This is a genomic window from Fictibacillus enclensis, assembly GCF_001457035.1.
Taxonomy (GTDB): Bacteria; Bacillota; Bacilli; order Bacillales; family Fictibacillaceae; genus Fictibacillus_C; species Fictibacillus_C enclensis.
The window spans coordinates 307,299-331,926 of the sequence record NZ_KQ758619.1 but is presented as its reverse complement, the minus strand read 5'-3'; the positions used below and the strand labels follow the sequence as shown (position 1 = coordinate 331,926).

Sequence of the window (24,628 nt, the reverse complement as noted above, 5' to 3'; positions counted from 1 at the left end):
ACCTCCGTTTTCAGTTATATTCAATCACCTTAGTAAGTACACTTGTGTTTTCCTGCTGCAGTTCCTCATACGCTTCTGAAATATTGTCGAAAAGGACCGATTCCTGAAAATAGGCATTCACCTGAATACGTTTTTCGCTCAGCAGCCTCAGGAACTCCCCCATATTACGGCCCTCTGTCCACCGGACATACGCATAAGGATAATCGACTGCCGCTTTCTCATATACCGGGTCATATCTTCCAGGACCACCGGCCCGTGAAATTAATATCTGTGCTTCCTTGCCAAACATGAGACTTCGTTTGAAATGGGGCTCAACATCACCGACAATTACAATTTTCCCCTTGTCTCTCACCCATTCCAGACTTTCATTCGTAAGCGGTGAGTGGCCTCCCCCCGCACACAGCAGGACAGCATCAGCGCCAAGGCCGTTCGTCTTTTTTTCAATGCGTCTGTTCAATTGTTCATTTGATGTGGCTACTTCAACACCTGTGCACGATTGGAACAATTGGGCCCGGCTCTCATTCACCTCATACGGAATGACATCATAGGCGCTTGCATGCGAAATTTGTGCGATAATCTGACCAAGCACACCAAGCCCTGCGATGACAACAGATTCACCAAATTGCAAAGTGGCCATTCGAAGAGCATGAATGGCTATAGCACCTACTCCCGCAAACGCTGCCTCCTTCGCCTGTACATTGTCAGGGACTGGGCTGCAAAGTGTTTTGGGAACAAGCAAATATTCGGAGTGTCTGACGTAAGGAACACCATAGCACGCGACCAGTTGACCTTTTGTAAATGGCTGCGTATCACCGCCGCATTCCACAATCGTTCCGGCAGCACTGTACCCGAGATAAGCGGTACGGTTTTGGCTGGAACGGATCACTGACAGCTCAGTTCCTGTACTGATGACGGAATATGAGGTTTTCACCAGCAGATAATGATCTTGAACCTTAGGGATTCCGCTCTCGATCATTGTTATTTTTCCTTCCTTTGCCGCTACACTTTTCATTGCTCTTTCCCCCTTTCACCAGCCATTAATGGAACAGCTCGCGACAGCTTCGTTTCTATTCTTTTTATGAGCAGCGTTTCATCCAGCAGACCAGACAAATAAAGGCGAAGCTCATCACGAATTTCCTTCAGTTCTTTAAAGGACAATCCCAGGTCACTGTACAAACGGAAACTCGGGACAATTTCACGGAACATTTTAAAGCGGGAAGGAAGACTGACGGATTCGCCGCCCGTCTTTTCGGCTGTTTTTTTGGCAGCAGGAAGGCTTAACGTATTCCTGCGGATTCTTTCCTGGCTTTCCTCAGACCCCAGGAAGTCGACCAGCAGCTTAGCGGCATCCTTCTTCATGGATTGCTTATTCACTGCAAGCCCGATCATAAGGAGCATCGTCCGCGCATCTCCAGAATACGGAAGTGGAGCAATATCATATTCAATGGCTGAATCGGTCATCTGATTCAAACTGAAATAAGAGCACATGATCATGGACGCCTTTCCCGCCTTAAACAGTGCTTCCGTGTCCTGGTCGCTGTCCGACAGATAGTTCACCCCCGCTTTTTGCTGCTCCACCACATGTTTAAACTGCTTGATGCTGCGGATAAAACGCGCATGATCAAAATGGATTTCACCGTGTTCGCCCCATGAAAAGACCACCTGATTCTGAAGGAGGAAAATGGGCCATCTATTCAGGGATAGAGGATGGAAATAGAACCCGCAGCGTATCGCTTCTTCATCTCCCCCAGTGAGCCTCTCCGCCGCATCCAGGGCATCTTCCCACTGCCACCCGCTATCCGGCAGGGCAATTCCCGCCTCTTCAAAGTGTTTGACATTGTAGCAAAGAATGATCGGTGAAAACAGGAAGGGTCTTACATAAGTGTTTTGTGCAGCAAACCCTTTATTCAGAAAGGGGTATACTTCATCATTTTCTGCCAGGGGCTCAAACACCTCGTTGTGGCAGGGTTCTAAATCCAAAAAATCATTGTAGTTAACCGTAACCACGTCCACCATGTCATTTTGAAAAAAATCATAGACCGTCTGGCTGTAGTGATTATAGGGAAGATTGATGGTTTGCACCTTGATCAATGGATATTTTTCTTCAAACCTCGCAATCAGCTCCTTCAGCACAGCTTCGTTTTGAATGCTGGGATAATAGCCAAACTTTAACGTCAGTGGCTCAAATGGCATGGCAGCGGCTACCATATTCCCGACCCTTGATTTTTTTACGATCAGTCCTTCCCTCACCAGCTGATCGAGTCCTCTTCTGACCGAGTTTTTACTCAGGTCATATCGCTCGGCAAGTGTAAGCTCTGACGGCAAGTAATCACCCACTGCCCATACCCCATCCTTGATTTGCTGTTTAATGGAATCAACAAATTGGTCAAACTTTATTTTGAATTGCTCTCGGTTTGTTTTTTCGCTCATAATACGTCTACCATCCTCTGAAAAGTTTTACTTTAGTCCGGACAACGCAATTCCTTTAACAAAATAGCGCTGGAAGAAAAGAAAGATTAAGAAGGTTGGAATAAAGGACAGCACAGAGCCTGCCATCTCCACCCCGAAGTTTCCTTCCTTTGTCAAAAGAGAAGCCAATCCTACGGTTACCGGAAACATATCTTCACTTGTTGTAAAAATTAGCGGGGTCAAAAGGTCATTCCAGTTGGAGATAAAAGCAAAGGTCCCAACCGTTGCGATAACCGGCTTTGACATGGGAAGCATAATTTTAAAGAAGACGGTAAAATCGTTTGCGCCATCCATGTGCGCCGCTTCCTCAAGGTCTTTGGGCAACGTTTGCATGTACTGCCGCACAAAGAAAACACCAAGTATGCTCCAAATTTCCGGAACAATCAGAGGCCAGTATGTGTTGATCCAGCCAAATTCACTGAACATAATGTACCTTGGAATGATCAGCAGCTGGCTTGGAAGCATGATGACTGCCATCATGACCCAAAAGATAAATTCCTTGCCCGGAAACTGCTTTTTCGCAAAGATATACCCAAGCACAGCGGCAAAAAACATCTGAGAAAATACCGGAATAATCGTAATGATCAAGGAATTGAGGATCCATTTTGTAAACTTCGCATTGACCAGAATGTACATAAAATTGGAGAGGGAAACGTGTTCCTCTGTTATCCATAAAAAAGGGTTGCCGCTGGGAACTTTCATCGGAATAAAGGAACCGCCCAGCATAATCAGAAAGGGGATAATAAACAATAGCCCCAGCAAGGCAAGAGGAACATATGTCCACCGGGATACTTTATTCATGGTGCACCTCCTTTTATTTGTAGTTCACTTCTTTTCCTAATGCTTTCTTTTGGATCAAAGAGATGCCAAATACGATAAAGAACAAGATATAGGCCAGAACACTGGCATATCCCAGACGCAAAGAAGTGAATCCTTCCTGATAGAGATAATACACAATGGTAGTAGTAGAGAAGTTCGGCCCGCCGCTTGTTAATAGAAAAGCAGAATCAAAGATTTGGAATGAACCAATTGTCGTAATGATCGCGACATAGAAATGGATAGGCATCAATAGCGGAAACGTGATTTTCCAGAACAAATGCCATCTGGAAGCACCATCAATCCTTGCCGCCTCATAAAATTCATCAGGGACCGATTGCAGTCCCGCGTAATAATAAATCATTGTACTGCCGCACACTTTAAACACACTCAAACCGGCAAGTACCATCATCGCCTGTATCGAATCGGACAAAAACAACTGGGGCTCGATACCGAATAAGCCAAGGAATGAATTGACAAACCCGCTATCGGTTCCTTTGAACAGCCACGCCCAAATACCGGAGATCACCACAAAGGATGTCACCACAGGCAAAAAGTAGATTCCTTTAAAAAATCCGGTTCCCCTTTTCCCGGTATTGATCAACAATGCCAAACACAATCCAAGCGCCATAGTCGGGACAATATAATAAAGTGAAAAGAGAATCGTGTTCCAGATGGCTTTCCACGCCAGCTGATCAGAGAAAAAGTTGATCCAGTTCTTCAAACCGATAAATTTCGGATCACCGATGATCGGCCAGTCCGTAAAAGTGATGTACAAACTGAAAAGGATCGGAAACAGATGGAAGATACTAAAATGAACAAGGATGGGAACTAAAAAGATATAAATCATCGCGTATTTGTTCCAATGCTTTTTCATTTTAAAAGCACGCGTCGCTGGCCGGGCCGCTGGATGAGGAGCAGTACCGCTTACTGACAAGTTGGAATTTCCCATAAACTCACCTCCCGTTTAAGCAAGGAGGGGAGAGATGCCTCCCCTTCCCTGCACTATTTATTCATCTCTTCCTGTATCGCCTTGGCAGCGCTATCTGCCGCCTGTTGCGGTGTCTTCTTTCCTTGCATCATTTCCTGAAGCTTCGCCTGTATTTGCGGCATGACCGAACGGGAAACAGGGTGAATTACGCCGGGCTTCGCGTACTTTGCATATTCCGTTAATATTTTCATGTCCTTGTCTTCATTGTAAATGGATGCTGCTGATTTTCTTGGTGGTACATATTTGGTCAGCTTGTTGAATGCTTTCAGGCTTTCCGTGCTTGTCATCGATTTGACGAGCTGTGCAGCCAGTTTTTTATTTTCAGAGTTGCCGGAAACAACGAACATTCCGGTTGTTCCAAAGGTTGCTATCTCTTTATTCTTAAGCGGTGAACCAATCGCATAGTCTTTAAATCCTTTTTCTTTCATCGTAGCAAGAGAAGCTCCGGTTCCCCAGTACGCTAGAGACTTTCCTTCCAAAAACAGTGGAAGGTGGTCGATGGTATTAATGGAATCTTTCGGGATCATCTTGTTTTTATACCAGTTATTGACCAGTTCAAATCCTTTGACGGCATCCGATTTGTTGATGGCGATTTTTCCATCATCGGTAATGACCTGACCGCCAGCCTGCCAGACATAAGGATAAAGCGTGGCATTTGGCGTATTTCCGCCTTCATAGTTTCGTGCATAATATCCTTTTTTCACAGCCTTTTCAGCCAAAGCATTGAATTCATCCCATGTTTGCGGCAAATGATTTGGATCCCCGCCAAGCTCTTTCAGGATCTTTGTATTGTAGAAGTAGGTTTGCACCTCTTTTAATAAGGGAAGACCATACATTTTATCTTTGTACGTAACCGCTTCCAATGACGTTTTGTCAAAATCGTCCTTGCCATAGTCGCCAAGCAGATCATCGATTGGTGCGAGCACGCCTTTGTCTGCAAACTGTGCCATCATGTCCGGAATGAGGTAAAAGACATCAGGGCCCTGTTTCGCAGCGAGTGCGGTCAGGATTTTTTGTTCCCGGTTCGCCCATGGAATTTCTTCAAACTTTACTTTTACATTCGGATACTCTTTCTTGAACCGTTCACCCATCTCTTTGAATACTTCGTTTTGCCTGCTCTTCAGTTCATCACTCACGTACGGATGAATCCATACCGTTAATGTTGCTGATTGTTTCTTGTCCGTGCTTCCTCCCGATGCGGCCTCGTCCTTGGAACAGGCAGTAAAAAGTAAAAGGAACGCACATAAAAGAACAATGACCCCGCTTTTTTTCCAGAACATTTCAACTTCCTCCCTTTTTCTGGTTCATAACTGGTACTCAAATTCAGAATAAGTGAGGTCTTTTTAAGTGTCAATATATTCTGTATTTTTGGACACTTTAAGGACATTGCCCAATTATTGGCATCTCCATTCCTCACGAAATCTCTCCTATTATTTATCGTCACATTAAAGACAGCCCCGAGTTTCCCGAGTGAAAAGACCTTTATCACCTGCCCCGCCTGAATTCTTGGACACTTTATCTATTGGTATATTAACGGAGTAAGTTTCTATTTAACTGAATTTTCTAAAATATCATTGGAGAAGAAGAGGTATTTTTGTATCATTAATAACGAACCAGATATGACCCAAATAAATACTGCTGTGTTTAATCCTTAAGAGGAGGTTTTTGCATGTGAAAAAGTGGTATATGAACCTGCTGCTCTGCTGTTTACTTGCCACGTGCCTTTTTCCATTTTCAATCCAAGCACATACTGCCGGTCACACAGAAAGACTTGGAACGGCTCACTTTAACATCGGCATTCATTCAAGTGCTTATGGAAAAGGACCAGATGGAAACCAGGTCATCTATGCAGCGGCCAGCGGGACCCCGACGATGCTGAACATTATTAATCCTGTCGATGGTAAAAAAATAGCCAGTCATCCATTGAATGGTGCAGCTTCAGCCTGGGGAATGGTTGTTGATCCAAATGGACTTGTCTACATTGCGGGAGGTTCTTTTTTATACCGGTACGACCCCAAAACAGATACCGTAACCAACCTTGGAAAACCCGTTGAGAGTGAAACAGCGCTTTGGAGGCTGCAGAGTGACCATTTGGGACGCATTTTCGGCGGCACCTATCCAAACGGAAAAGTGTTCATGTATGACCCAGAAAAGAAGTCATTTACAGACTTCGGGCAAGTGGCCCAAGACCAGGGCTACACACGAAGTGTCGCTGTAGCCCAAAGACATGTATATGCCGGGACAGGTGTAAAAAAAGCGCAGTTGATCGAAATCATGCCAGAAACCGGAAAGAAGAACAACATACCGCTTCCCGAAAAATTTGCCAGCGAGCAGGATCTATATGATCTTGACGCCTATCGCGGTTTCCTTTTTGCCCGGGTTACCCCGTCCAACACAATGCTTGTCTACGATTTGACGAAGAAGAAATGGGTGGATGAAATTGAAAATGTGAAAGGCTCTCGTGTGTCCCCGCCAGACGCCAAAGGCCTTGTCTATTTCAATATTGGAGATGAACTCTATTCGTACAGATTAAGTGACAAGGAGCTCACGCCGACCGGATACAAAGAGAGCTGGAGCAATAAAGGATTCGGATGGATGAAGCTGCCCGGGGCAGGACTTAAAGGAAAAAGCCTGCTCAGTATGCGGTATAACGGCAGCTTCTGGATATACAATCCAAAGACAGGACAATCAAAGAGCATTGAAGCTGACATTGAAGGACAGCCGGTTGAAATTCAGTCGATTGGCAGAGGGCCTGACGGAAACATTTACACGAGCGGTTACCCGACCGGAGGATTTACCAAGTATTCTCCTGAAGACCACGAGTTTACGAGATTCAGAGGTTTCGGGCAGGCGGAAAACATGCTGTCAACGGACCGGTTTCTTTATTTGGGAGTGTATACAGGCGGAGTGATCTATAAGTATGATCCTGAAAAACCGTATGACCATGATCCTGTAAATGTTCCGAAGGCTACTAACCCACGGGCACTGTTCTCGCTAAAAAGTGAGAGCCAAGACCGGCCATTTGGCTGGGCAAAGGGAGACCGAAACCTATTTATCGGCACGGTTCCTGACTACGGAAAACTTGGAGGGGCACTGACGGTTCTTAATGAGGAAACTGAAAGCTATGATGTTCACCCCAACATTGTCAGCAATCAAAGCATTATTTCCCTCTCTTATAACGGCGGTATTGTTTATGGAGGAACGAGTGTATTTGGCGGACTTGGATCAACACCTACAGAATCGGAAGGCAAACTGTTTGCCTATGATCCTGCTGCCAATAAAAAACTGTTTGAAATCTCACCGCTTCCTGGTGAAAAAGCCATTGGCGCCCTCTCATTCGACAAGAACGGTTACCTGTGGGGCATGAGCCCCGGCAAAATTTTCAAATTTGATCCTGCCACCAGGCAGGTGATCGGGTCCAAGGAACTCTTTCCGTTCAGCTGGAGCAGCATCGGCCACTATTGGAGAGGTGTATTCCTCGATTATGATTCCGATGGAAACTTTTACGGAACGACGCTTGGCAAGCTGTTCAAGTTCAATCCCGAGACATGGGAAACTGAAATTCTTGATGAGGATGCTTCTCTTTATGCGAAGGATCTGAGTGGGAACTTTTATTTTTCAAGAGGAACGGATTTATACCGGTACAGCCGGTAAGAGGATGTAAAAAAGGAGGAGATTTTTGTTGAAAAGGTGGATTTCACTCTGTTTATTTCTTGCGATTCTGTTTGGTGTAGGTCTTGGATTCAGCCAACATGCCTCCGCCAAAGGTACGAGTAAATTAGCGAGGACCTATTTTGGCGAACCTCAGAAACTGACTGCCCCTCTGAACCAGGCCATTTCCATTTTTAACGGTGCTGTCGGAACAGAAGACGGGCATCGTGTCATGTATACGACAACCAAAGGCTTTCCCGCCAAATTAAACGTGCTTGATATTGAAGACTACAAGCTAAAGCGGGTCATTGACCTTGAGGATTCAGAAAACTCATGGGCTCACGAAGTCGTCCCGAACGGTGACCTCTACGTTGCCACCGAGGGCGGCGGAGCGAAATTATGGAGATACTCTCCTGTCACCAAAAAGGCAGAATTGGTTTACAAGTTTCCCGGCGAATCGTTTGCTTTCTCCATTACCTCCAATGAAGAAGGAAAAGTATTTGTTGGAACCTACCCAAGCGGTAAAGTGTTTAAATATGATCCGGAAACCAAAAAGGTAACGGATTACGGACGGATGATTGGAGCTGTATCCCAGGAATATATCCGTTCACTTGCGGTGATCGGTGATAACATTTATTCCGGAACCGGGCATGGGCAAATCGTCCGCTACAACATGAAAACTGGCGAAAAGGAGGACATCTCCAAGTCCATCGGGGAACCCGGCCATATCTATGACCTGGAAAAGGTGGATGACCGCTACCTGTTCGCCCGCTATGAGCTTTCCAGCAACGGTTTTATTTATGACACACAGGAAAAGAAATGGCTCGATGTCACCATTCCGAATGTTCGCGGCTTGCATGTAGAAGAACAATCGCTCAACAATAAAGTCTACTTTATGACCACGGACAATAAATTGAGGACAGTTGATCTCGGCACCTTAAAAATTGAAGACACAGGCATCGAGTACGAAAGTGGGTTCCGAGGAGTGGATTGGGTGGAATTCCATACGCCTGAGCTCCCAGGGAAAAGCCTGGTAACCATCAACTTCAGCGGGTATGTCACCATTATTAATCTCGAGACCAAAAAGGTGACACGTCTTCCTTCTCTAGTTCAGTCGACTCCGACAGTCATGCAGGCGATCGAAAAAGGACCAGACGGCAATTTCTATATCAGCGGCATGCAGACATCAAAAGGCGCACAGTACAACCCGGTGACTGGAGAGGTAACTCCTTTTAATCTTGGACAGGGGGACAGTATGGCACCGCTTGGGAATAAAATGCTCATGGGTGTTTATCCGTCAGGTGACATCCGCGCCTATGATCCGGCTCTCCCGCCATCCAACGACAATCCTGAAAAGCTGTTTGTACTCGGAGAATCGCAGAACCGGATTAAAATGATCTCCACAGGCGGAGGGAAAGCCTTTATCGGCAGTATACCGTTTTACGGGGAACTTGGCGGTGCACTGACCGTTTATGACCCGGAGGCGGAAGGCGTGAAATATAAGGTGTTCCGGAATGTTGTTCAGGACCAAAGCGTTGTTGGCCTCGCCTATAAAGATGGGCTGGTCTACGGCTCGACCTCGATTACAGGGGGCCTTGGAGCTGATCCTACAGCTGAAGAAGCAAAGGTCTTTGTATGGGACGTAAAAAATGAAAAGAAAATCAAAGAAATATCATTGAACATCGAAGGAATTGAAAAACCCCATCTGATCGGAGAGCTTTCCATTGGACCAGACGGACTGTTATGGGGAGCTGTAAAAAATGCCATCTTCGCCCTGGACCCAGAAACACTTAACGTTGTTAAAAGCAAGAAGGTTTATCCTGATGGCGTACTCCCTGAGGATGCATGGGGATCCATCGATTTAAAATGGTCCGGCGGCCTGCTGTTTGCCAATTTTACGGGCGGCAATTTGACAGCCATCGATCCCGACACCTTAGACAGCCAAAAGATCACAAACGCTTATTCATTTTCCATCGGCGATGATGGAGATATTTATTACTCCTTGGCTTCCAACCGCACCTTACTGTATAAAATTGAGGTCGATCATATTGCAAAAGTAAAATCTGTTCATCTGACAAACAACGGATTTGAAATCCCCATGGTGGATGACCGTGTGCCAGGATGGGCTTCCCTGTTTGCCACTGACAGCGAGGTTCAGTTCAATTTAACCAATGAAAAGCATAAAAAGGGAAGAAACAGCTTAAAGCTTGTTGATGCTTCCCGCAAAAAGTCCGTAGCGCTGATGAGCCATCCGGTAAAGGTCAAGCCTGGCCAGGTCCTCAAAGCACAGACTCAGCTTTATTTAAGAGAAGGCCTTTCAAGCTTTATGCTGCGGTACTATGACAAAGATGGAAAAGAAGTTTCCTCCACACCTGTTCATACTGAATCCGGCTACAACCAATGGCAAAAAGTAGCGGTGACCGCAAAAGCTCCAGAAAAAGCAGCCACCGCCAAGGTGCTGGCGTATACAACCGCTTATGCGATGACTACATCTTATTATGACGACATCAAGCTTTCTAAATTAACGCTGGAAGAATAATGCCCATAATAGCAAAAGGAGTGGGTTAACTATGATCAGTCGAATACCGGAAAACGAAAGCAGCCTTTTATCCCCTGTCCCACAAGTCGTAAAAATTCACGAAGACGGCTTTGCCCTTTCACCTATCGTATGGCTTGTAACCGGTGTGGACACTCCCCCTGCGGCATTGCTGCACGTCGAAACTGCACTCTATCATGCAGGGGTAAAGGAAGTGGAAATCAGAAGCACGCCACCGGAAGAAGGCATAGCGGCCACAGCCATGCCAGTCATGATTTATATGGGGGAATTCCCGTCAAACCAGGCCGTTTCTGATGCGATAGAACTTCTTGGAGCTGCACCTCCTGAAGGTTTGAATGCTGAAGGATATGTGCTGGCAGCAGGCTCAACGGCTTCCGGCACCCATATGATTGTTTTGGCCGGAAGGGATGAGAACGGTACCTTTTATGCCGCTCAAACCTTCAGCCAGCTCATTATTAAGAAAGACCCTCTCGGATGGATCCCTTCGGCAGTTGTGTATGATTGGCCGTCCATGCCTGTCCGGGGTGTGATCGAGGGATTTTACGGCCCGCCCTGGTCTCATGAAGAACGTCTGAACCAGCTTTCCTTTTACAGCAAGCACAAGCTGAATGCCTATGTGTATGCACCAAAAGATGACCCCTACCACCGTGAAAAATGGCGAACCTCCTATCCACAGGACAAAATGGAGGAAATCAAGCAGCTGGTTGATGCAGCAAAAAGGAACCATATTACTTTTACATTTGCCATCTCACCAGGCAACAGCATCACCTTTTCAGATGATACGGAATTTCAGGCTCTCATGAATAAAGCGCAGGCAGTCTGGGATATTGGCGTGAGGTCATTTGCTCTTTATCTGGATGATATTGATCCCGCACTCCACTTTCCAATGGACAAAGAAAAATTCGGAGGAGATCATAATCCTTCTGCCGCAGCCCAGGCTTTCCTTCTCAACCGTTTTAATGATGAATTTATAAAAACACATCCTGAGGCAAAGCCGTTAATCACCGTACCGACCGAATATTATGAAGAAGGTACTTCTCCTTACCGGGAACGATTTGCGGCGCTCCTGCAGCCGGATATTATCGTACAATGGACCGGCATAGGGGTAGTCGCTCCATCCATCCGCGTCACGGATGCCCAATTTATTCATGGTATCTTCCAGCATCCGCTTTTAATATGGGACAATTACCCCGTGAATGATTTTGACCGCAACCGGCTTTTCCTTGCGCCGCTTTACGGCAGAGACGTGGAATTGTATAAGGAAGATGAAATCATCGGGATGACAGCCAATCCCATGAATGAAGCGGAGGCTTCAAAAATCCCGCTGTATACCATGGCAGAGTACATGTGGAATCCCTCGGGTTATGAGCCCGAAGCGTCGCTGCAAAAAAGTCTTTTAGAGTTTTCTGGCCGCAGAGAAATAAAAGCCCTGAGACTGTTTGTTGAAAGCTGTTATGGCAGTCTATTAAATAACCATGAAGAGCCGCTATCTCTACGGCTGGAGCCACTCGTGGAAACTTTTTGGGACCAGAAGGAAAAAGGAGCTGTAGCAGCGGAGGCAAAAGAGCTTCTCCACCAGTTCGTTGAACTGAAAAATGTACCAGATCAGCTCCAGCAGCTGGGTAATCCGAATTTCCTTCGAGAAGCAGAGCCCTATTTACACAAATTGTCCTTGTATGGTGCCGGTGGAGAAGCTGCAGTGCAGCTGGTTCAGATGGAGATTGAGGGTGATTCTTCCCAGGCGGATATTCAGAGAGTCATTCTTGAACGTCTGGTCGAACAACTGGCTTCTATTCCGCAAAAACTGAGTTTAAGCGTACTAAATTCGTTCATAAACAGGGTTCTTGGCCGTGAGGCATTGACTGAAGCAACAAAAGCGGACTCTCCGGCACCTACCATTTACTGATCGAGGGAGTTAATTTCAATGACTCTCAATTATTTTCAAAATCAGCTCTTATTTTCAAACCGTTTAAGTCCATAAGGATTCGACGTTATTCGACTTAATCAAATGGAAAAACCCCCTGTACGCACCGGAAGGACCATGTGCTACAGGGGGTTTTTTCTAATTAATTCACTATCACTTTGGTGGCTTTGCTCTCACGCTTGGCAAGGTCGGTTACGGTGACGTAAAGAATGGTGCCTTTCTTTTGTTTCTTGATTTTTGCGGAGAACGTGCCTTTTGAGCTGACTTTGGCGGTAGAAATTACTTTTTTCTTCTTATCTTTTACTTTGATGGTTCCGTCTGCAACTGAATTTCCTTTGACAGCTACAGACATCGCTGTCACTTTGCTTACTTTCGGCATTTCAGGTGCCGGTGCTTTTTTGACCACTGCCTTCAGGGCCGTATTTGCAACGCCTTTGGCCATTTCTACATGAAGCACCTGGTTGGCTTTTTGAACCGGCACGTTGACGGCGAATGTTCCTGTTTTTGAAACGGTTGCCTTTCCTAGTGTCTTGCTGCCGTTTTTCACGGTTACTTTTGAACCAATGCTTGCGACACCGGATACCTTGTTCATGTTATCAAGAACCGGGTCCACTTTTGCGTTTAGTTCTACGGCGCTAAGCGCTTTAAAAGCATTGAGTCTGCCATGTCCGGAAGCTGTGTCATAGCCCGGAACCGGTTTGGTTGGTTCTTCGTATTCATCTCCTGATTTATCCACTTCACCGAATGCAATGTCATCAGCGGTCTGTGTTAAAATCCGTTCAACATCCTTTGCTTTGAGACGAGGATTCTCTGAAAGCAGCAATCCTGCGACTGCAGCAACATGCGGTGTGGCCATGGATGTACCGGACATGAGTGTTACATTTCCGTTTGGCACAAGGCTTGGTATATTGGAGCCCGGTGCGACAAGATCCAGTCCGGATCCGTAGTTGGAATAGTCGGCCACAACGTCCAATTTATTGGTTGCACCTACACCAATCGCATATTTTGAAGAGCCCGGGTAGCTCACTGCAGACGTTCCATCATTACCGGTTGCCACCACGATGGCCGCCCCTTTGTCGGAAGCATATTTCATCGCATATTCAAGGACCCGGCTGTAGCCTCCCCCAAGACTGAGGTTAATGACCTTCGCGCCTTTATCCGCGGCATACATGATGCCCATGGCGATTTGCTCGGTATCACCGGAACCAGAAGCATCCAGCACTTTTACCGGAAGGATTTTCGCTTTTTGGTCAATGCCGGTCATTGAATATCCATTATCTGCCTGTGCGGCGATAATGCCGGAGACGTGTGTTCCGTGCCCCATATCATCCAGCGGTGCTGCATCTGGAGTAACAAAGTTCTTTCCAATATCGCTTCGTACTTTATTGCTCAAATCGGCGAGTGTGTAATCCACCCCGGTATCTACAACAGCGATCAATGTATCATTCGCTTTAGGGTCCACCAGTTTGGACATTGATTCATAGTTAACGTCGGCTCCCTTGATGCCCCCATCTTCGCCTTTGTTCTTTAGTGACCATTGATATGGATACTCTACGTCATTGGCCAGTGAGTGGTAACGCTGCACAGGCTCGGCAAATTCGACGCCAGGCAGTTTGGAAAGGGCAGCAGCTGCAGCCTTTGCAGAGGTTTTTGCGCTTGTAGAGGTTGCGCTGTATGTGCCGGAAGCTTTTGCTCCATCCACTTTAACCACATACATGTTGCCATTCATTTTCTTTTGAGATTGAAAGGCTGAACGGGAGGTGGACTCGATGCCGTACGTTTGCAGTTTTTGATTCAATGATTTGCTTGTGTATCCATCTTTCATTTTTACAATAAGCTTGCTGGTTACATCTTTCGTGCTCTCTGGAACAAGGTTATTTTTTTCCAGCAGGTCGGAAAGCTTTTTGCCTTTAAGGGCCTTAATGCCTGCCTGCTTGCCAATCTTTTCGATATCCTTTTTATACTTTTCCGGTGCTGCGTCCAGGGCGATTTTGTATAGCGCCTGAATGGCCGTCTGGTCTTTGCCGGATAACACATATGTGCTTTCTGCTCCGTTCTCGGCCAATTCATTGAATAAAGGCTTAAGCGTAACAAGGTGGTTGTATACATCTTCGCGAAGATCTTTGTGAAGCATCATTTTTCCTACAAGAAATGGTGCTGTTTTGTAATATAGCGAAGAAAGTGACTTTCCTTCGTCGGTTTGTGACAATAAGCCATCACGAAGCTGGCGGAGCTGGGTCAGCAGCGCGGATCCAGACTTTTTCTGGCCGGCACTCATTTCAACCGGACACTCTTCCCCTGCCTGTTCAGTGGCAGGCGGATGCTTTACACCTTTATAGCCAATCGTGTAATTGACCTTTTCCTGCTCATCGGCAGCAGGTGGTTCCTCAGTTTCGGGATCTTCACCAAGGGATTCCACCTTTATGTAATAAGGTCCCTTCCAGGCATGCGGCATTTCGAGTGTTACCGGCTCATCGGGAGTGGTAAATCCACGATATATATCAAATGTTTGGTCATTAGCCGCATTTTCAATGCTGGAATACGCGGAAATGTTGAGGCTGCCCTCACTCGCAAGCGAGATTTCCATATGGGAGTCCTTTTGGATCTCATCGTTTTCCGGGGTAATTTTGTACCATTGTGTTTGTTCAGGTGAATCAAAGGAATTTTCAACGTCTTTTCCTTTTGTCAGTGGTGCTGCATTTTCAAGCGATGTCGAACCTTGGGCATTGGCCACTTGTCCGGATGCCGGTGCAAAGAATCCTGCCACCAGCGCGAAGACGAGCAGCAGCGCTGTCCATTGTGCCGTTTTTTTCGCGTTCATTGCGTTACCTCCTCTTGTTTGGTGTAAAAAGGAACAGGCCGAATTTGGCCATAACGCTATTAAAACATATTTTCCTAGCTTAATAGGTAAATTATTCAAAAAGTACCAGAAAAGCATTCGAAGGTCCCAAACTAAAAAAGCGATACATTTTTTTCTGGTAGTTCCCGCCTAAAAGATTGCCAGAACCAGTCAGCATGCCGACCACATAAATGTTTCCAGTTGAAAGAACCCAATAAACCCCAGCCATTGATTTCTTCAGTCGTTTTGCTTTAGTATAATAAAGAAAGAACATCAAGAATGACGGATATTCCGCCAAAGAAAGGAATCCTTTTACCGTGCTTATTACCTTCACCATGCTTGTCATTGGGCTGATCTGTGGATTTATCGGCGTTGGCGGAGCAGGTTTTATTATTTCAATCCTTGTCCTTTTTCACATACCTATTCATACGGCACTGGGAACTTCCCTTGCCGCCATGGCCTTTACGACGCTATCAGGAACGTACAGTCATATGAGGGAAGGCAATATCGCCCTCCGTGCCGGTGTTTGGACCGGCGGGTTTGGCGCGATTGCAGCGTATTTCGGCTCAAGGCTGTCCTCTCTTATACCCGGCGAGCATTTGCACTATTTAACCGCAGGAATGCTGTTGTTATCCGCTGTACTGCTGATCGTCCGCTTCTTTATTACAAAAGGGAGAATCGAAGAAACCATCAACGAGAAACTGGGCTATCCCTCACTCCTCATGAAGGCGTTGATCCTTGGGATGACCACCGGACTGTTGTCAGGTGCGTTCGGCATCGGCTCTGCACCATTCATTCAGATCGGACTGCTGCTCATTTTCGGCCTTTCCATCCGGCAATCGATCGGGACGACCATGCTGGTTATCCTCCCCATTGCGGTTGGAGGCGGCTTCGGCTATGTGATGCAAGGCTATCTTGACTATATGCTGCTCCTGCAGGTGCTTGCCGGCACAATGATCGGTGCGTATCTTGGGGCAAAGCTGACAAAGTTCGCTCCGAAACCTTTATTGAAGACCGCTATGGTGGCAACCCCTGTTGTTGCCGCCTTGCTGATTTTATTTGAATAGCAATAAAAAGGAGCTGTCCTGAAAGTCAAAAATTGACCTTCAGGCAGCTCCTTGTTGCGTAAAAAACTTCCATGAAAGTTGATTGTAGTGGAAGGCGCGAGATCCTCGAAAATGAACACCGCATTTTCTTCGTGCGATGTATCGCTGGCGAAGCCTTCCTTGTCCTGTGGGACTAGCGTGACAGGTGAGACTAAGGAGGTGCTAGCACCGGTACCGCAGGTGCTTGCGCCAAAAGGTAGGCGTGAACGCCGGTAAGGCTCACCGCACGCCCCACGAAAGTATGCGCTCGCGTTGGTAAAAGCGAGCGGCCTGGAACGAAAATCAACGGCTTCCAGACTTCTTGGACAGCCCGTTTTTTTTATATCAACTTGCTGACATTGAGGTAGCCGTGTCCTTGTGAGTTGGCTGGCAGTCCCCAGTCTTCTGCGGCACTGATTAACTTTTCTTTCACTTGATCAGGCGTAAAATCCGGATTTTGCTCAAGCACCAGGGCGGCTACACCTGCACAAATTGGAGTGGCCATGGACGTTCCGGAAAGCGAAAAGTAATCGTTCGCTACACGGCTGTCCTTGGATACCTTGTCCAAATACGAGCCAGGAGAACGCAAGGATACAATGTTAACGCCAGGTGTTAGAATGTCAGGCTTGGTAATACCATCAATGGTCGGTCCGCGGCTGGAGAAGCTAGCGATCTTGTCGTCGCTGCGATCTAACGTATTTTGATCATCAATCGCTCCTACTGTTATGATCTTCGAACTGATTCCCGGACTTGAAACCGTATTGTCATCCGGTCCTTCATTTCCGGCCGCCACGCAAACCACAATTCTTTCTTGCCAGGCTTTTTCCACCGCTTTTACAACCGGGTCATCTGCCGCTGGCTGGGTAGCCCTGCTGCCAAGTGACATGGAAATCACTTTAATGTTGTATTCTTCCTTGTTATCAATACACCACTGCACACCTGCAATCACAGTGGATAAAGAACCGGATCCCATTTTGTTGAGCACTTTTACGCCTACAAGATTGGCTTCAGGCGCAGGCCCTCTGTACTTGCCGTCTGACAAGTAGCCGTTACCCGCTGCATCGCCTGCGCAGTGGGTGCCATGTCCGTTGTCATCATAGGCTTGACTTTTCTGGTTGACGAAATCCTGAAATCCGATAATGCGGTCTTTTATGTCTGAGTGCGGATAAATTCCAGTATCAACGATGGCAATCGTAATATCCTTTCCTGTCACCCCTGATTGATTCAGCACATCAGCATGAATCGACGGTGAAGCTTTATCCAGCAATGCTTTTACTTCACGGTCGTAATGTATTTTTTTGATATGAGTGCAATTGGTTAACAGATCTTCTACCGCATTGGCGGTTAGGGTTGCAGAGCAAAACGGAATACTGCCAAACTGGTGATGAACCTTGCACTTGCGGTGTGACGCTATGAGCTCATGAACCTGAGTCGCCCCAAGCACATTCGCTTCCTCTTCATGAAATTCAATCAACACCTTCATCTTATTGCGTTTTTTCAGCCATTTTTCTATGCTGCTGTGAAGAAAACAAGGTACCTTGCGCATCGGCCGATACAAATTCACTAGTTTAGAACGCATATGAAGGTCCAGCTTATCGGCATGCTGGCGCACTAGTTTTATCATTGAAAATCCAAACACCGAGATTCCCCCTTTTTATTAGAGTTGTATTAATCTATGAAAATAGCAGGAATGCGCAGCGGTGTTTGTCCTATGGTTTGCTAGATTCCATAAAAATGATAGATTTGCCCATAAAAAAACAGCCCTCCTTGGAGAGCCAAAAAACTGGCCTCCTTGGAGAGCCAAAAAACTGGCCTCCTTGGAGAGCCAAAAATGGCCTCCTCGGAGAGCCGTCCAGATGTTATATTTCTCTTCCTTTTGTCAAAAATGATAAAAAGGAGAGATGTGCATGAGTGCTTTTGAATTAATTATCCGTGTGGTGATTGCATATATTTTTTTGTTGCTGCTGACGAGGCTGATGGGAAGAAAAGAAATCAGGCAGATGACGTTTTTTAACTTTATTTCCGCGATTGTTTTCGGCACTTTGGGCGGTACTCTGATTACTGATCCCAACATGAGTATCCGTAACGGATTAATTGTTGTGGCCTGTTGGGGAGCTATCACCATTATTGCCGGCTATCTTAATCTCAAATCCAAAATGGCGCGAAACCTGATGACAGGAGAACCCGTCATTTTGGTCCGGGACGGATTAATAATGGAAGAAACGTTAAAACGGGTACGGCTGGATATAAACTCGCTTATGACCAAGCTTCGGGATAAAGAAGTTTTCTCTATAGCCGATGTTGATTACGCGATCTTTGAAACGGATGGAAAGCTTTCTGTTATGAAAAAAGGAAACGGACAACAATCCCCTACCCCCAAACCGGCGATTTTTCCATTTCCGACAGAGGTGATTTCTGACGGTAAAATCAATACGGCCAATTTAGATAAACTTCAGCTTGATGAAGCATGGCTTCGCCAGCAATTGCAGCAACAAAGCATTACATCGATCAGCGACGTATTTTTTGCACAAGTTCAAAAGGACGGAACGCTGTATATCGACAAACGCGATGACCGATAAGTTTTATCCCGTTACATCGCATGCTTGACGCCTTTTTTCACCAAATACCAATTCGCCGGATAGCTTGTGCCAAAGCCGATCATCATGGCAATTTGCATCATAAACCAGAACACCGGACCGTTTGGCTTTGGAGGTTCTGAGAAGAACACGTAATGGGACAGGGCCATCCAGGCAAACATTCCGATTTCAAAAGCAATCAAGGACCAGGTGTCGGCTTTGATCGCATTTTTGACCTTTTCTTCTGCCGGTTTTGGGCCCATTCCCATGCCGTAATACTGAAAAGCAATACCGAGAATGTAAGCCAAGACAAATTCGACCACATAATCGGCAAAAAGTGTGCTGCCCGCAATTGTCAGCCCGGTTAAAAAGACAATCGGAGCGCCGAGAAGATCGCCAAGCGAGCAGCCGCTGCTGCAATGTGTCGTGGATACGACCACACTCTGCCAGAACGGTTTATCACTGTGATGCATTTCTTTATGATCCGAATGGTTCATCTGGTGATCCATTTTCTGTTTCGCATCTGGAACACCCAGCTTGTAATACATCCATAAGCCAATCAATGGGAAGTAGAGCCCGGTAATGGGCCAAACCACTTTCATTACTTTCATCGTTTGCGGGTGGCTTATGACATGGACCAAAATAATGAGGAATTGCAAAACACCAATTCCAATTCCAATATATGACAGGGTTTCAAGCCACTGCATGTTTGACTGCACCTCTTTTTACAAAATGAGTGATTAGAAAAGCGGCTCCATAAATGAGCCGCTTTTGTTTATTTCCTTTCATCAGAAGGGCCATGCCCAATCCCACGGAGAAGCTGGAGCAAGATGTACACTCCGCGGCTGACTTCCGGATCCTTCAGCGTTTTGATCAGTTTAATGAATCCAACATCCTCTACACTCGGCACCTCTGTTCCCTCTTCCTTTTGCTTACGCGTGTACCGGGTGGTCAGTTCGTCAATGCCTTCAAGGTTCAGCATACCCAAAAATTCGATTAACCGGGTAAAGTTATGAAGAATGGTTGAATTCGGCTTATTGTTGGCTTCAAAGGCGAGATTCCCCATAATATGCTCCTGTTTGGCGACCATTGCATTCATCATGGCAAGGTTGCCGCTCTCATGCAAAAGACTGAAAAACCGTACAGTCTCAAGCATAGCCTCTTTATTATCTGACAACACATCAAGCAATTCAGTCAGATTGTCTTCCTTTATCTTTTCCTTGGGAATCTCCATTCGCTTTATGTCTGTGATCCGCTCAGCCATCTTGTTTTACCTCCTCATTTCCAGGAAAAATATAATCCTCCCGATCCCACTTCTTCTGAACATCCACGCCATACTGCGGATTGCGTTTTCCTCTTCTGTAGTTGTACAGCGGCAGCGGTGAATCTCCTTTTTTCTCCAGCACTTCGATTTTGGCTGGCACTTCTTTGTAAGCAGGGGTATTGGTATCTTTGTCCGTAACGTTGCTCGTTAAATAGTTGATGGCGCTTTTACCGTTGTCATTGAGCGGAAGGTAGGCCTCCTGTCCGAACACTTCCTTTGAAATATGCACTTGGGTGACCGCTTCTCCATTTTCATTGGAAATTTTTATCTTCGAGCCTTCTTCCATTCCATACTTTTCTGCCGCCTCCTCTGACACTGCAATCCATGAATTGGGCACTTTTGTACGGATTCCTTTTGTATGGTACGTCATATTGCCTTCATGGAAATGCTCCAGAATACGGCCATTGTTAATATGGAGGTGGTGCTCCTCATCGATATGATAGTGGCGGGCAAAATTAACCGGATGCAGCTTTGCTTTACCATCCGGGAACGGGAAACCGTCCGTGAATAAAAGAGGTGTATCTTTTCCCTCTTCATTTACCGGCCACTGCAGGCTCTCAAAGTCCTCGAGCCGCTCATAGCTGACACCGGCAAAGATCGGTACCAGACCTGCCGCCTCGGCCATAATATCGGCAGGAGAAGAATAGTTCCAGTCAAACCCAAGCCGTTTGGCAATCTCGCAATAAATCTTCCAGTCCGGCTTGGATTCGCCAAGCGGATCCATGGCCGGATACAAACGCTGGATTCTCCGCTCTGTATTTGTGAAGGTTCCTTCTTTTTCAAGACTTGGTGAAGCGGGCAGCACAACATCGGCATACTCCGCCGTGTTGGTTAAAAAGAGATCCTGCACCACAAAGAAATCCAGTTTTTCAAACGCTTGGGTCACATAATTAATATTGGAGTCGACCACACCCATGTCTTCCCCGGTAACATAGAGAGATTTCAGCTTGCCGTCATAGATTCCCTGTACCATCTCATGGTTATCCATTCCTTCATTCGTGGACAGCTTGACTTGCCAAGCCTGTTCGAACTTCGCCACCGCATCCGCATCACTGATTTTTTGATACCCTGGCAATGTGTTCGGCATGCTTCCGAAGTCACTGGCCCCCTGCACGTTATTGTGGCCGCGCAGCGGGTATGCACCGGTTCCGGTACGGCCATAATTGCCGGTAACAAGCAACAGATTGGAGATGGCAGTGGACGTGTCCGCGCCGATCTGATGCTGCGTGATTCCCATCGCCCAGCAAATACACGTTTTGTCTGAATCACGAATAGCTTCTGCCACTTGAATCAGTGTTTCCTTTGAAATTCCCGTAATCTCTTCGGCTGTTCCTAATGTAAAAGGCTTAAGGCTTTCAACATACTCTTCAAAATCATTCACTTTTTCTGCTATAAATGCTTCATCATGCCATCCCATGTCAATGATGTATTTAGCAATGGCTGAAATCCACACGAGGTCTGTTCCAGGCTCAGGATGGATGTAAAGATCCGCTCGTTCTGCCATTTCATGCTTCCGGAGATCGGCAACGATCAACTTTTGTCCAAACATCTTGTGGGAGCGCTTGATTTTGGAGGCAAGCACTGGATGAGCCTCGGCCGTATTGGAGCCTACAATGATCACGAGCTCTGCTGCTTCAAGATCATGCATGGACCCGGCATCTCCCCCGTATCCCACTGTCCGGGTAAGGCCTTCTGTGGCCGGGGACTGGCAGTAACGGGAGCAATTATCAATATTGTTCGTTCCGATGACCTGGCGGGCGATTTTCTGAATTAGATAGGACTCTTCATTGGTCGCTTTGGACGAAGCGATAAAGCCTAGAGCATCAGGGCCGTGCTTTTCCTTTATTTCCTTGAACTTATCCGTAATGTAGTCAAGGGCTTCGTCCCATTCCACTTCTTTAAAATATTCTCCTTCACGGATCAGCGGACGGGTCAGACGGGCTTCGCTGTTGATATGGCCCCAGGCGAATTTCCCCTTGATGCAGGACATGATGCCGTTGGCAGGACCTTCCGGAACCGGTTCCATCTTGAGGATTTCACGGCCTTTGGTCCAGGCTTCAAAGCTGCAGCCGACTCCGCAATACGTACAAACCGTTTTTGTTTTCTTGATCTGGTCTTCTCTCATCTTCGCTTCCGAATCCGAAATGGCAAAAAGCGGTCCATAGCCTGTTTCGGCTTCCTTCGTCACATCAATCATGGAACGCAAAAAATCGGGGCGGATATCAGTCAAATAACCGGCCTGGCCCTGCATGCTGTTTTCCATCAGTGCGTTGCACGGGCATACAGTTACACATTGTCCGCAGCTTACGCAGGAAGATTCTTCGATCGGAACATTGTCATCCCAGATCACCCGTGGCTGCTGCAGGTCCCAATCAATGGAAAGTGTTTCATTGACTTCAACCGTCTGGCATACTTCCACACATTGTCCGCACAGAATACACTGATCAGGGTCATATCTGTAAAATTGCCCTTTATCGAGGTCGTATCCTTTGACTTTAAAATTTTTGATTTGATGTTCCAGCCCCATGTCCTTCACGGTATTGTGAATGGTGCAGTCACCATTGTTGTTGTCACATACCGTGCAATACAATTCATGATTTTCAAGTATATTGTCCATCGCCTTAAACTGGGCATCCTTCACTTGGGGCGTATCCGTCTGGATTTCCATTCCTTCCTTGATAAACGTGCCGCACCCTCTGACGACCTGGCCATTCACAAGGACCGCACACGTATCACACGTTTCGATCGGGCCAAGACTCTCTTGGTAGCAAACGTGCGGAAGGTAAATATTTTTGTCCAGTAGAACCTGCAGAACACTTTGCCCTTGTTCAGCCTCGAATTGATCCCCGTTTATGACAACTGAAAGTTTGTTTTCCATCTGTCTCCTCCTCAACGTGGTTTAATGCGAAATAAAAAGTTTTAATATCCATTTTTTAAAAGAACAGGAGCACCGTACACGAAGTTAATTCCTTACATTGTAAAGTTTTAGTCAGAAAAAAGAAGAGTGGCAGGCAAACTGGCCACGAACAAAAAGCAGGGCTTGCACGCCGTCCTGTATGGTAACGGAAGCCGCAGCAACAGCATTACTCCTGGTTTTTCAATCATGGATTCACCTCACTCTTCCCTCTTTGGTTGCTTATACGTATCTTTTATTTTCTTCCCTGATCTACCGTAAACATAAACATCATGACAACAATTTTCTAAATATTTCCATGCGAAAGAGAAGATGACTACGTTTTAATCTAAAAAAAAAGGGGATTACATCTAAAAGAACGTTTACATACCTGCAGCTGAATGGATGTTCTGCTGCCATTTGCCGTTCCATGTCAAACAAATTTTTTTGGATTCTCAAAAAAACCAGCTGAAAGGAGAGACTATGAAAAAAATTGCAGGAATCTGGGGCAGCTGCCTTCTTTTATTGTCCGGTTGTTCAGCCATCCAAAATATGGACGTCCTGAATCCTGCCGGCAGCCAGGCAGAAGAACAATATTCATTAATTAAGCTAAGCATTTATATTATGTTAATCGTCATGGTTACAGTGGTTGTTCTTTTTATCCGGTTTGTTTACAAATACAGAGCACGGCCCGGCTTTACGCCCGAAAAGCATCAGGAAAACCGTAATAAAAAACTGGAGCTCACCTGGACTATCCTCCCCTTTGTCCTTCTGCTGATCCTGGCCGTCCCGATGGTAAAAAGCGTATTTGGAGAAGAAAAACAGGACAACACGGGAGCAATGAAAGTGAAAGTAACCGCAAGTAAATACTGGTGGAAATTCGAATACCCGGAAAAGGACATTGTCACCTCCCAGGAACTTCATCTGCCCAAAGGAAAGCGAGTGGTGATTGAACTTCACTCCAAGGATGTGATTCATTCGTTCTGGGTACCTCAATTAGGGGGAAAACAGGATTTAATTCCCGGAAGAACGAACAAAATGGCCCTTACTCCCGAGAAAGTCGGCACCTATCAGGGGAAATGCGGCGAATTTTGCGGAGCGGGCCATTCCTTTATGCGATTTCTCGTGAAGGTAGACAGTCAAAAGGATTATCAGCAATGGGTAAACCAAATGAAAAAAGAGAACGGTTCAACAAAACTCAGCGCCCAGGAATCCGAAGGGCAAAGAGTTTTTAAAAGTAACTGTTTAAGCTGTCACGCGACAAGCAGTACTGCAAGCGCCAATCAAGGAAAAGAAGGACCCAACCTGGCTGATTTCGGGGACCGGGAACGTGTAGCCGGCTTCATGCCCAACACAGAAAAAAATGTGTTGAAGTGGCTGAAGGATCCCAAAAAAGTAAAGCCGGGCACGGATATGCCCAAAGCCAAGGGACTCAGTGATAATGATTACGCTGCTCTTTCCGCTTACTTGAAGACGCTGAAAAAATGAAGAAGCTATAACAAA

17 protein-coding genes are annotated in these 24,628 nt (G+C 46.3%); 6 read left to right on the top strand and 11 right to left on the bottom strand.

Annotation, left to right across the window (positions count from 1 at the left end; translation table 11 throughout):
* Positions 1-10 precede the first annotated feature (10 nt).
* The 5 genes from AS030_RS16930 to AS030_RS16910 all read right to left on the bottom strand — a co-directional run bounded on the left by AS030_RS16930 (position 11) and on the right by AS030_RS16910 (position 5,556).
* Positions 11-1,012: a zinc-dependent alcohol dehydrogenase gene (locus AS030_RS16930; protein WP_061973778.1), complete on the bottom strand. Its 1,002-nt coding sequence runs from the start codon at positions 1,010-1,012 to the stop codon at positions 11-13.
* On the bottom strand, positions 1,009-2,430 hold the full coding sequence (locus AS030_RS16925; RefSeq protein ID WP_061973776.1) for an extracellular solute-binding protein: 1,422 nt from the start codon (positions 2,428-2,430) through the stop codon (positions 1,009-1,011). Before AS030_RS16925 ends, AS030_RS16930 begins: the two co-directional genes overlap by 4 nt.
* 27 nt (positions 2,431-2,457) lie before the next feature.
* On the bottom strand, positions 2,458-3,270 hold the full coding sequence (locus tag AS030_RS16920; RefSeq protein ID WP_061973774.1) for a carbohydrate ABC transporter permease: 813 nt from the start codon (positions 3,268-3,270) through the stop codon (positions 2,458-2,460).
* Positions 3,271-3,283: 13 nt separating this feature from the next.
* On the bottom strand, positions 3,284-4,162 hold the full coding sequence (locus AS030_RS16915; RefSeq protein ID WP_240482397.1) for a carbohydrate ABC transporter permease: 879 nt from the start codon (positions 4,160-4,162) through the stop codon (positions 3,284-3,286).
* A gap of 128 nt (positions 4,163-4,290) precedes the next feature.
* On the bottom strand, positions 4,291-5,556 hold the full coding sequence (locus AS030_RS16910) for a sugar ABC transporter substrate-binding protein (RefSeq protein WP_061973770.1): 1,266 nt from the start codon (positions 5,554-5,556) through the stop codon (positions 4,291-4,293).
* Between the two features lie 391 nt (positions 5,557-5,947).
* On the opposite strand from AS030_RS16910, the gene AS030_RS16905 reads away from it, so the two are divergent.
* Genes AS030_RS16905 through AS030_RS16895 form a run of 3 tightly spaced genes read left to right on the top strand, consistent with a single transcriptional unit; the run spans position 5,948 to position 12,390 of the window.
* Positions 5,948-7,930: an NHL repeat-containing protein gene (locus tag AS030_RS16905; protein WP_061973768.1), complete on the top strand. Its 1,983-nt coding sequence runs from the start codon at positions 5,948-5,950 to the stop codon at positions 7,928-7,930.
* Between the two features lie 28 nt (positions 7,931-7,958).
* Entirely contained in the window at positions 7,959-10,466 is a 2,508-nt protein-coding gene (locus AS030_RS16900) for a hypothetical protein (protein ID WP_141687110.1), read from the top strand.
* A 31-nt stretch (positions 10,467-10,497) separates the two neighbouring features.
* Positions 10,498-12,390, top strand: coding sequence for a glycoside hydrolase family 84 protein (locus tag AS030_RS16895; protein WP_061973764.1), 1,893 nt, complete (start codon positions 10,498-10,500; stop codon positions 12,388-12,390).
* A gap of 160 nt (positions 12,391-12,550) precedes the next feature.
* Here AS030_RS16895 and AS030_RS16890 read toward each other — a convergent pair whose 3' ends face one another.
* Positions 12,551-15,229: a S8 family peptidase gene (locus tag AS030_RS16890; protein WP_061973762.1), complete on the bottom strand. Its 2,679-nt coding sequence runs from the start codon at positions 15,227-15,229 to the stop codon at positions 12,551-12,553.
* Between the two features lie 91 nt (positions 15,230-15,320).
* The gene (locus AS030_RS16885; RefSeq protein WP_061973760.1) at positions 15,321-15,545 is read right to left on the bottom strand and encodes a hypothetical protein; all 225 of its coding nucleotides are present in this window, start codon (positions 15,543-15,545) and stop codon (positions 15,321-15,323) included.
* 19 nt (positions 15,546-15,564) lie between these two features.
* Here AS030_RS16885 and AS030_RS16880 point away from each other — a divergent pair, with 19 nt between their 5' ends.
* On the top strand, positions 15,565-16,314 hold the full coding sequence (locus AS030_RS16880) for a sulfite exporter TauE/SafE family protein (protein ID WP_061973758.1): 750 nt from the start codon (positions 15,565-15,567) through the stop codon (positions 16,312-16,314).
* A gap of 358 nt (positions 16,315-16,672) precedes the next feature.
* Here the strand turns inward: AS030_RS16880 and AS030_RS16875 are convergent, their stop codons facing one another.
* Positions 16,673-17,971 carry a S8 family peptidase gene (locus AS030_RS16875; RefSeq protein ID WP_061973756.1) on the bottom strand — a complete coding sequence of 433 codons (1,299 nt, stop codon included), beginning with the start codon at positions 17,969-17,971 and terminating at the stop codon, positions 16,673-16,675.
* Positions 17,972-18,239: 268 nt separating this feature from the next.
* Between AS030_RS16875 and AS030_RS16865 the strand changes: the two genes are divergently transcribed.
* The gene (locus AS030_RS16865) at positions 18,240-18,911 is read left to right on the top strand and encodes a YetF domain-containing protein (RefSeq protein WP_061973752.1); all 672 of its coding nucleotides are present in this window, start codon (positions 18,240-18,242) and stop codon (positions 18,909-18,911) included.
* 11 nt (positions 18,912-18,922) lie between these two features.
* On the opposite strand, the gene AS030_RS16860 is transcribed toward AS030_RS16865, so the two are convergent.
* From AS030_RS16860 to fdhF, 3 genes are all read right to left on the bottom strand, one after another.
* Positions 18,923-19,615, bottom strand: coding sequence for a DUF4396 domain-containing protein (locus AS030_RS16860; RefSeq protein WP_061973751.1), 693 nt, complete (start codon positions 19,613-19,615; stop codon positions 18,923-18,925).
* Positions 19,616-19,683: 68 nt separating this feature from the next.
* Positions 19,684-20,172 carry a helical membrane plugin domain-containing protein gene (locus AS030_RS16855; protein WP_061973748.1) on the bottom strand — a complete coding sequence of 163 codons (489 nt, stop codon included), beginning with the start codon at positions 20,170-20,172 and terminating at the stop codon, positions 19,684-19,686.
* Entirely contained in the window at positions 20,165-23,110 is a 2,946-nt protein-coding gene (gene fdhF, locus AS030_RS16850; RefSeq protein ID WP_061973745.1) for a formate dehydrogenase subunit alpha, read from the bottom strand. The genes AS030_RS16855 and fdhF overlap by 8 nt, the downstream gene beginning before the upstream one ends.
* A 498-nt stretch (positions 23,111-23,608) precedes the next feature.
* Between fdhF and coxB the strand changes: the two genes are divergently transcribed.
* Complete coding sequence (coxB, locus tag AS030_RS16845; protein ID WP_061974186.1) at positions 23,609-24,613, top strand: cytochrome c oxidase subunit II; 1,005 nt, start codon at positions 23,609-23,611, stop codon at positions 24,611-24,613.
* Positions 24,614-24,628: the final 15 nt, after the last annotated feature.

What these genes read in the sequence shown, in the direction of transcription:
- AS030_RS16930 (WP_061973778.1), bottom strand. Translation starts at nt 1,012, where the DNA reads ATGAAAAGTGTAGCGGCAAAGGAAGGAAAAATAACAATGATCGAGAGC.
- AS030_RS16925 (WP_061973776.1), bottom strand. Translation starts at nt 2,430, where the DNA reads ATGAGCGAAAAAACAAACCGAGAGCAATTCAAAATAAAGTTTGACCAA.
- AS030_RS16920 (WP_061973774.1), bottom strand. Translation starts at nt 3,270, where the DNA reads ATGAATAAAGTATCCCGGTGGACATATGTTCCTCTTGCCTTGCTGGGG.
- AS030_RS16915 (WP_240482397.1), bottom strand. Translation starts at nt 4,162, where the DNA reads ATGAAAAAGCATTGGAACAAATACGCGATGATTTATATCTTTTTAGTT.
- AS030_RS16910 (WP_061973770.1), bottom strand. Translation starts at nt 5,556, where the DNA reads ATGTTCTGGAAAAAAAGCGGGGTCATTGTTCTTTTATGTGCGTTCCTT.
- AS030_RS16895 (WP_061973764.1), top strand. Translation starts at nt 10,498, where the DNA reads ATGATCAGTCGAATACCGGAAAACGAAAGCAGCCTTTTATCCCCTGTC.
- AS030_RS16890 (WP_061973762.1), bottom strand. Translation starts at nt 15,229, where the DNA reads ATGAACGCGAAAAAAACGGCACAATGGACAGCGCTGCTGCTCGTCTTC.
- AS030_RS16865 (WP_061973752.1), top strand. Translation starts at nt 18,240, where the DNA reads ATGAGTGCTTTTGAATTAATTATCCGTGTGGTGATTGCATATATTTTT.
- AS030_RS16860 (WP_061973751.1), bottom strand. Translation starts at nt 19,615, where the DNA reads ATGCAGTGGCTTGAAACCCTGTCATATATTGGAATTGGAATTGGTGTT.
- AS030_RS16855 (WP_061973748.1), bottom strand. Translation starts at nt 20,172, where the DNA reads ATGGCTGAGCGGATCACAGACATAAAGCGAATGGAGATTCCCAAGGAA.
- fdhF (WP_061973745.1), bottom strand. Translation starts at nt 23,110, where the DNA reads ATGGAAAACAAACTTTCAGTTGTCATAAACGGGGATCAATTCGAGGCT.
- coxB (WP_061974186.1), top strand. Translation starts at nt 23,609, where the DNA reads ATGAAAAAAATTGCAGGAATCTGGGGCAGCTGCCTTCTTTTATTGTCC.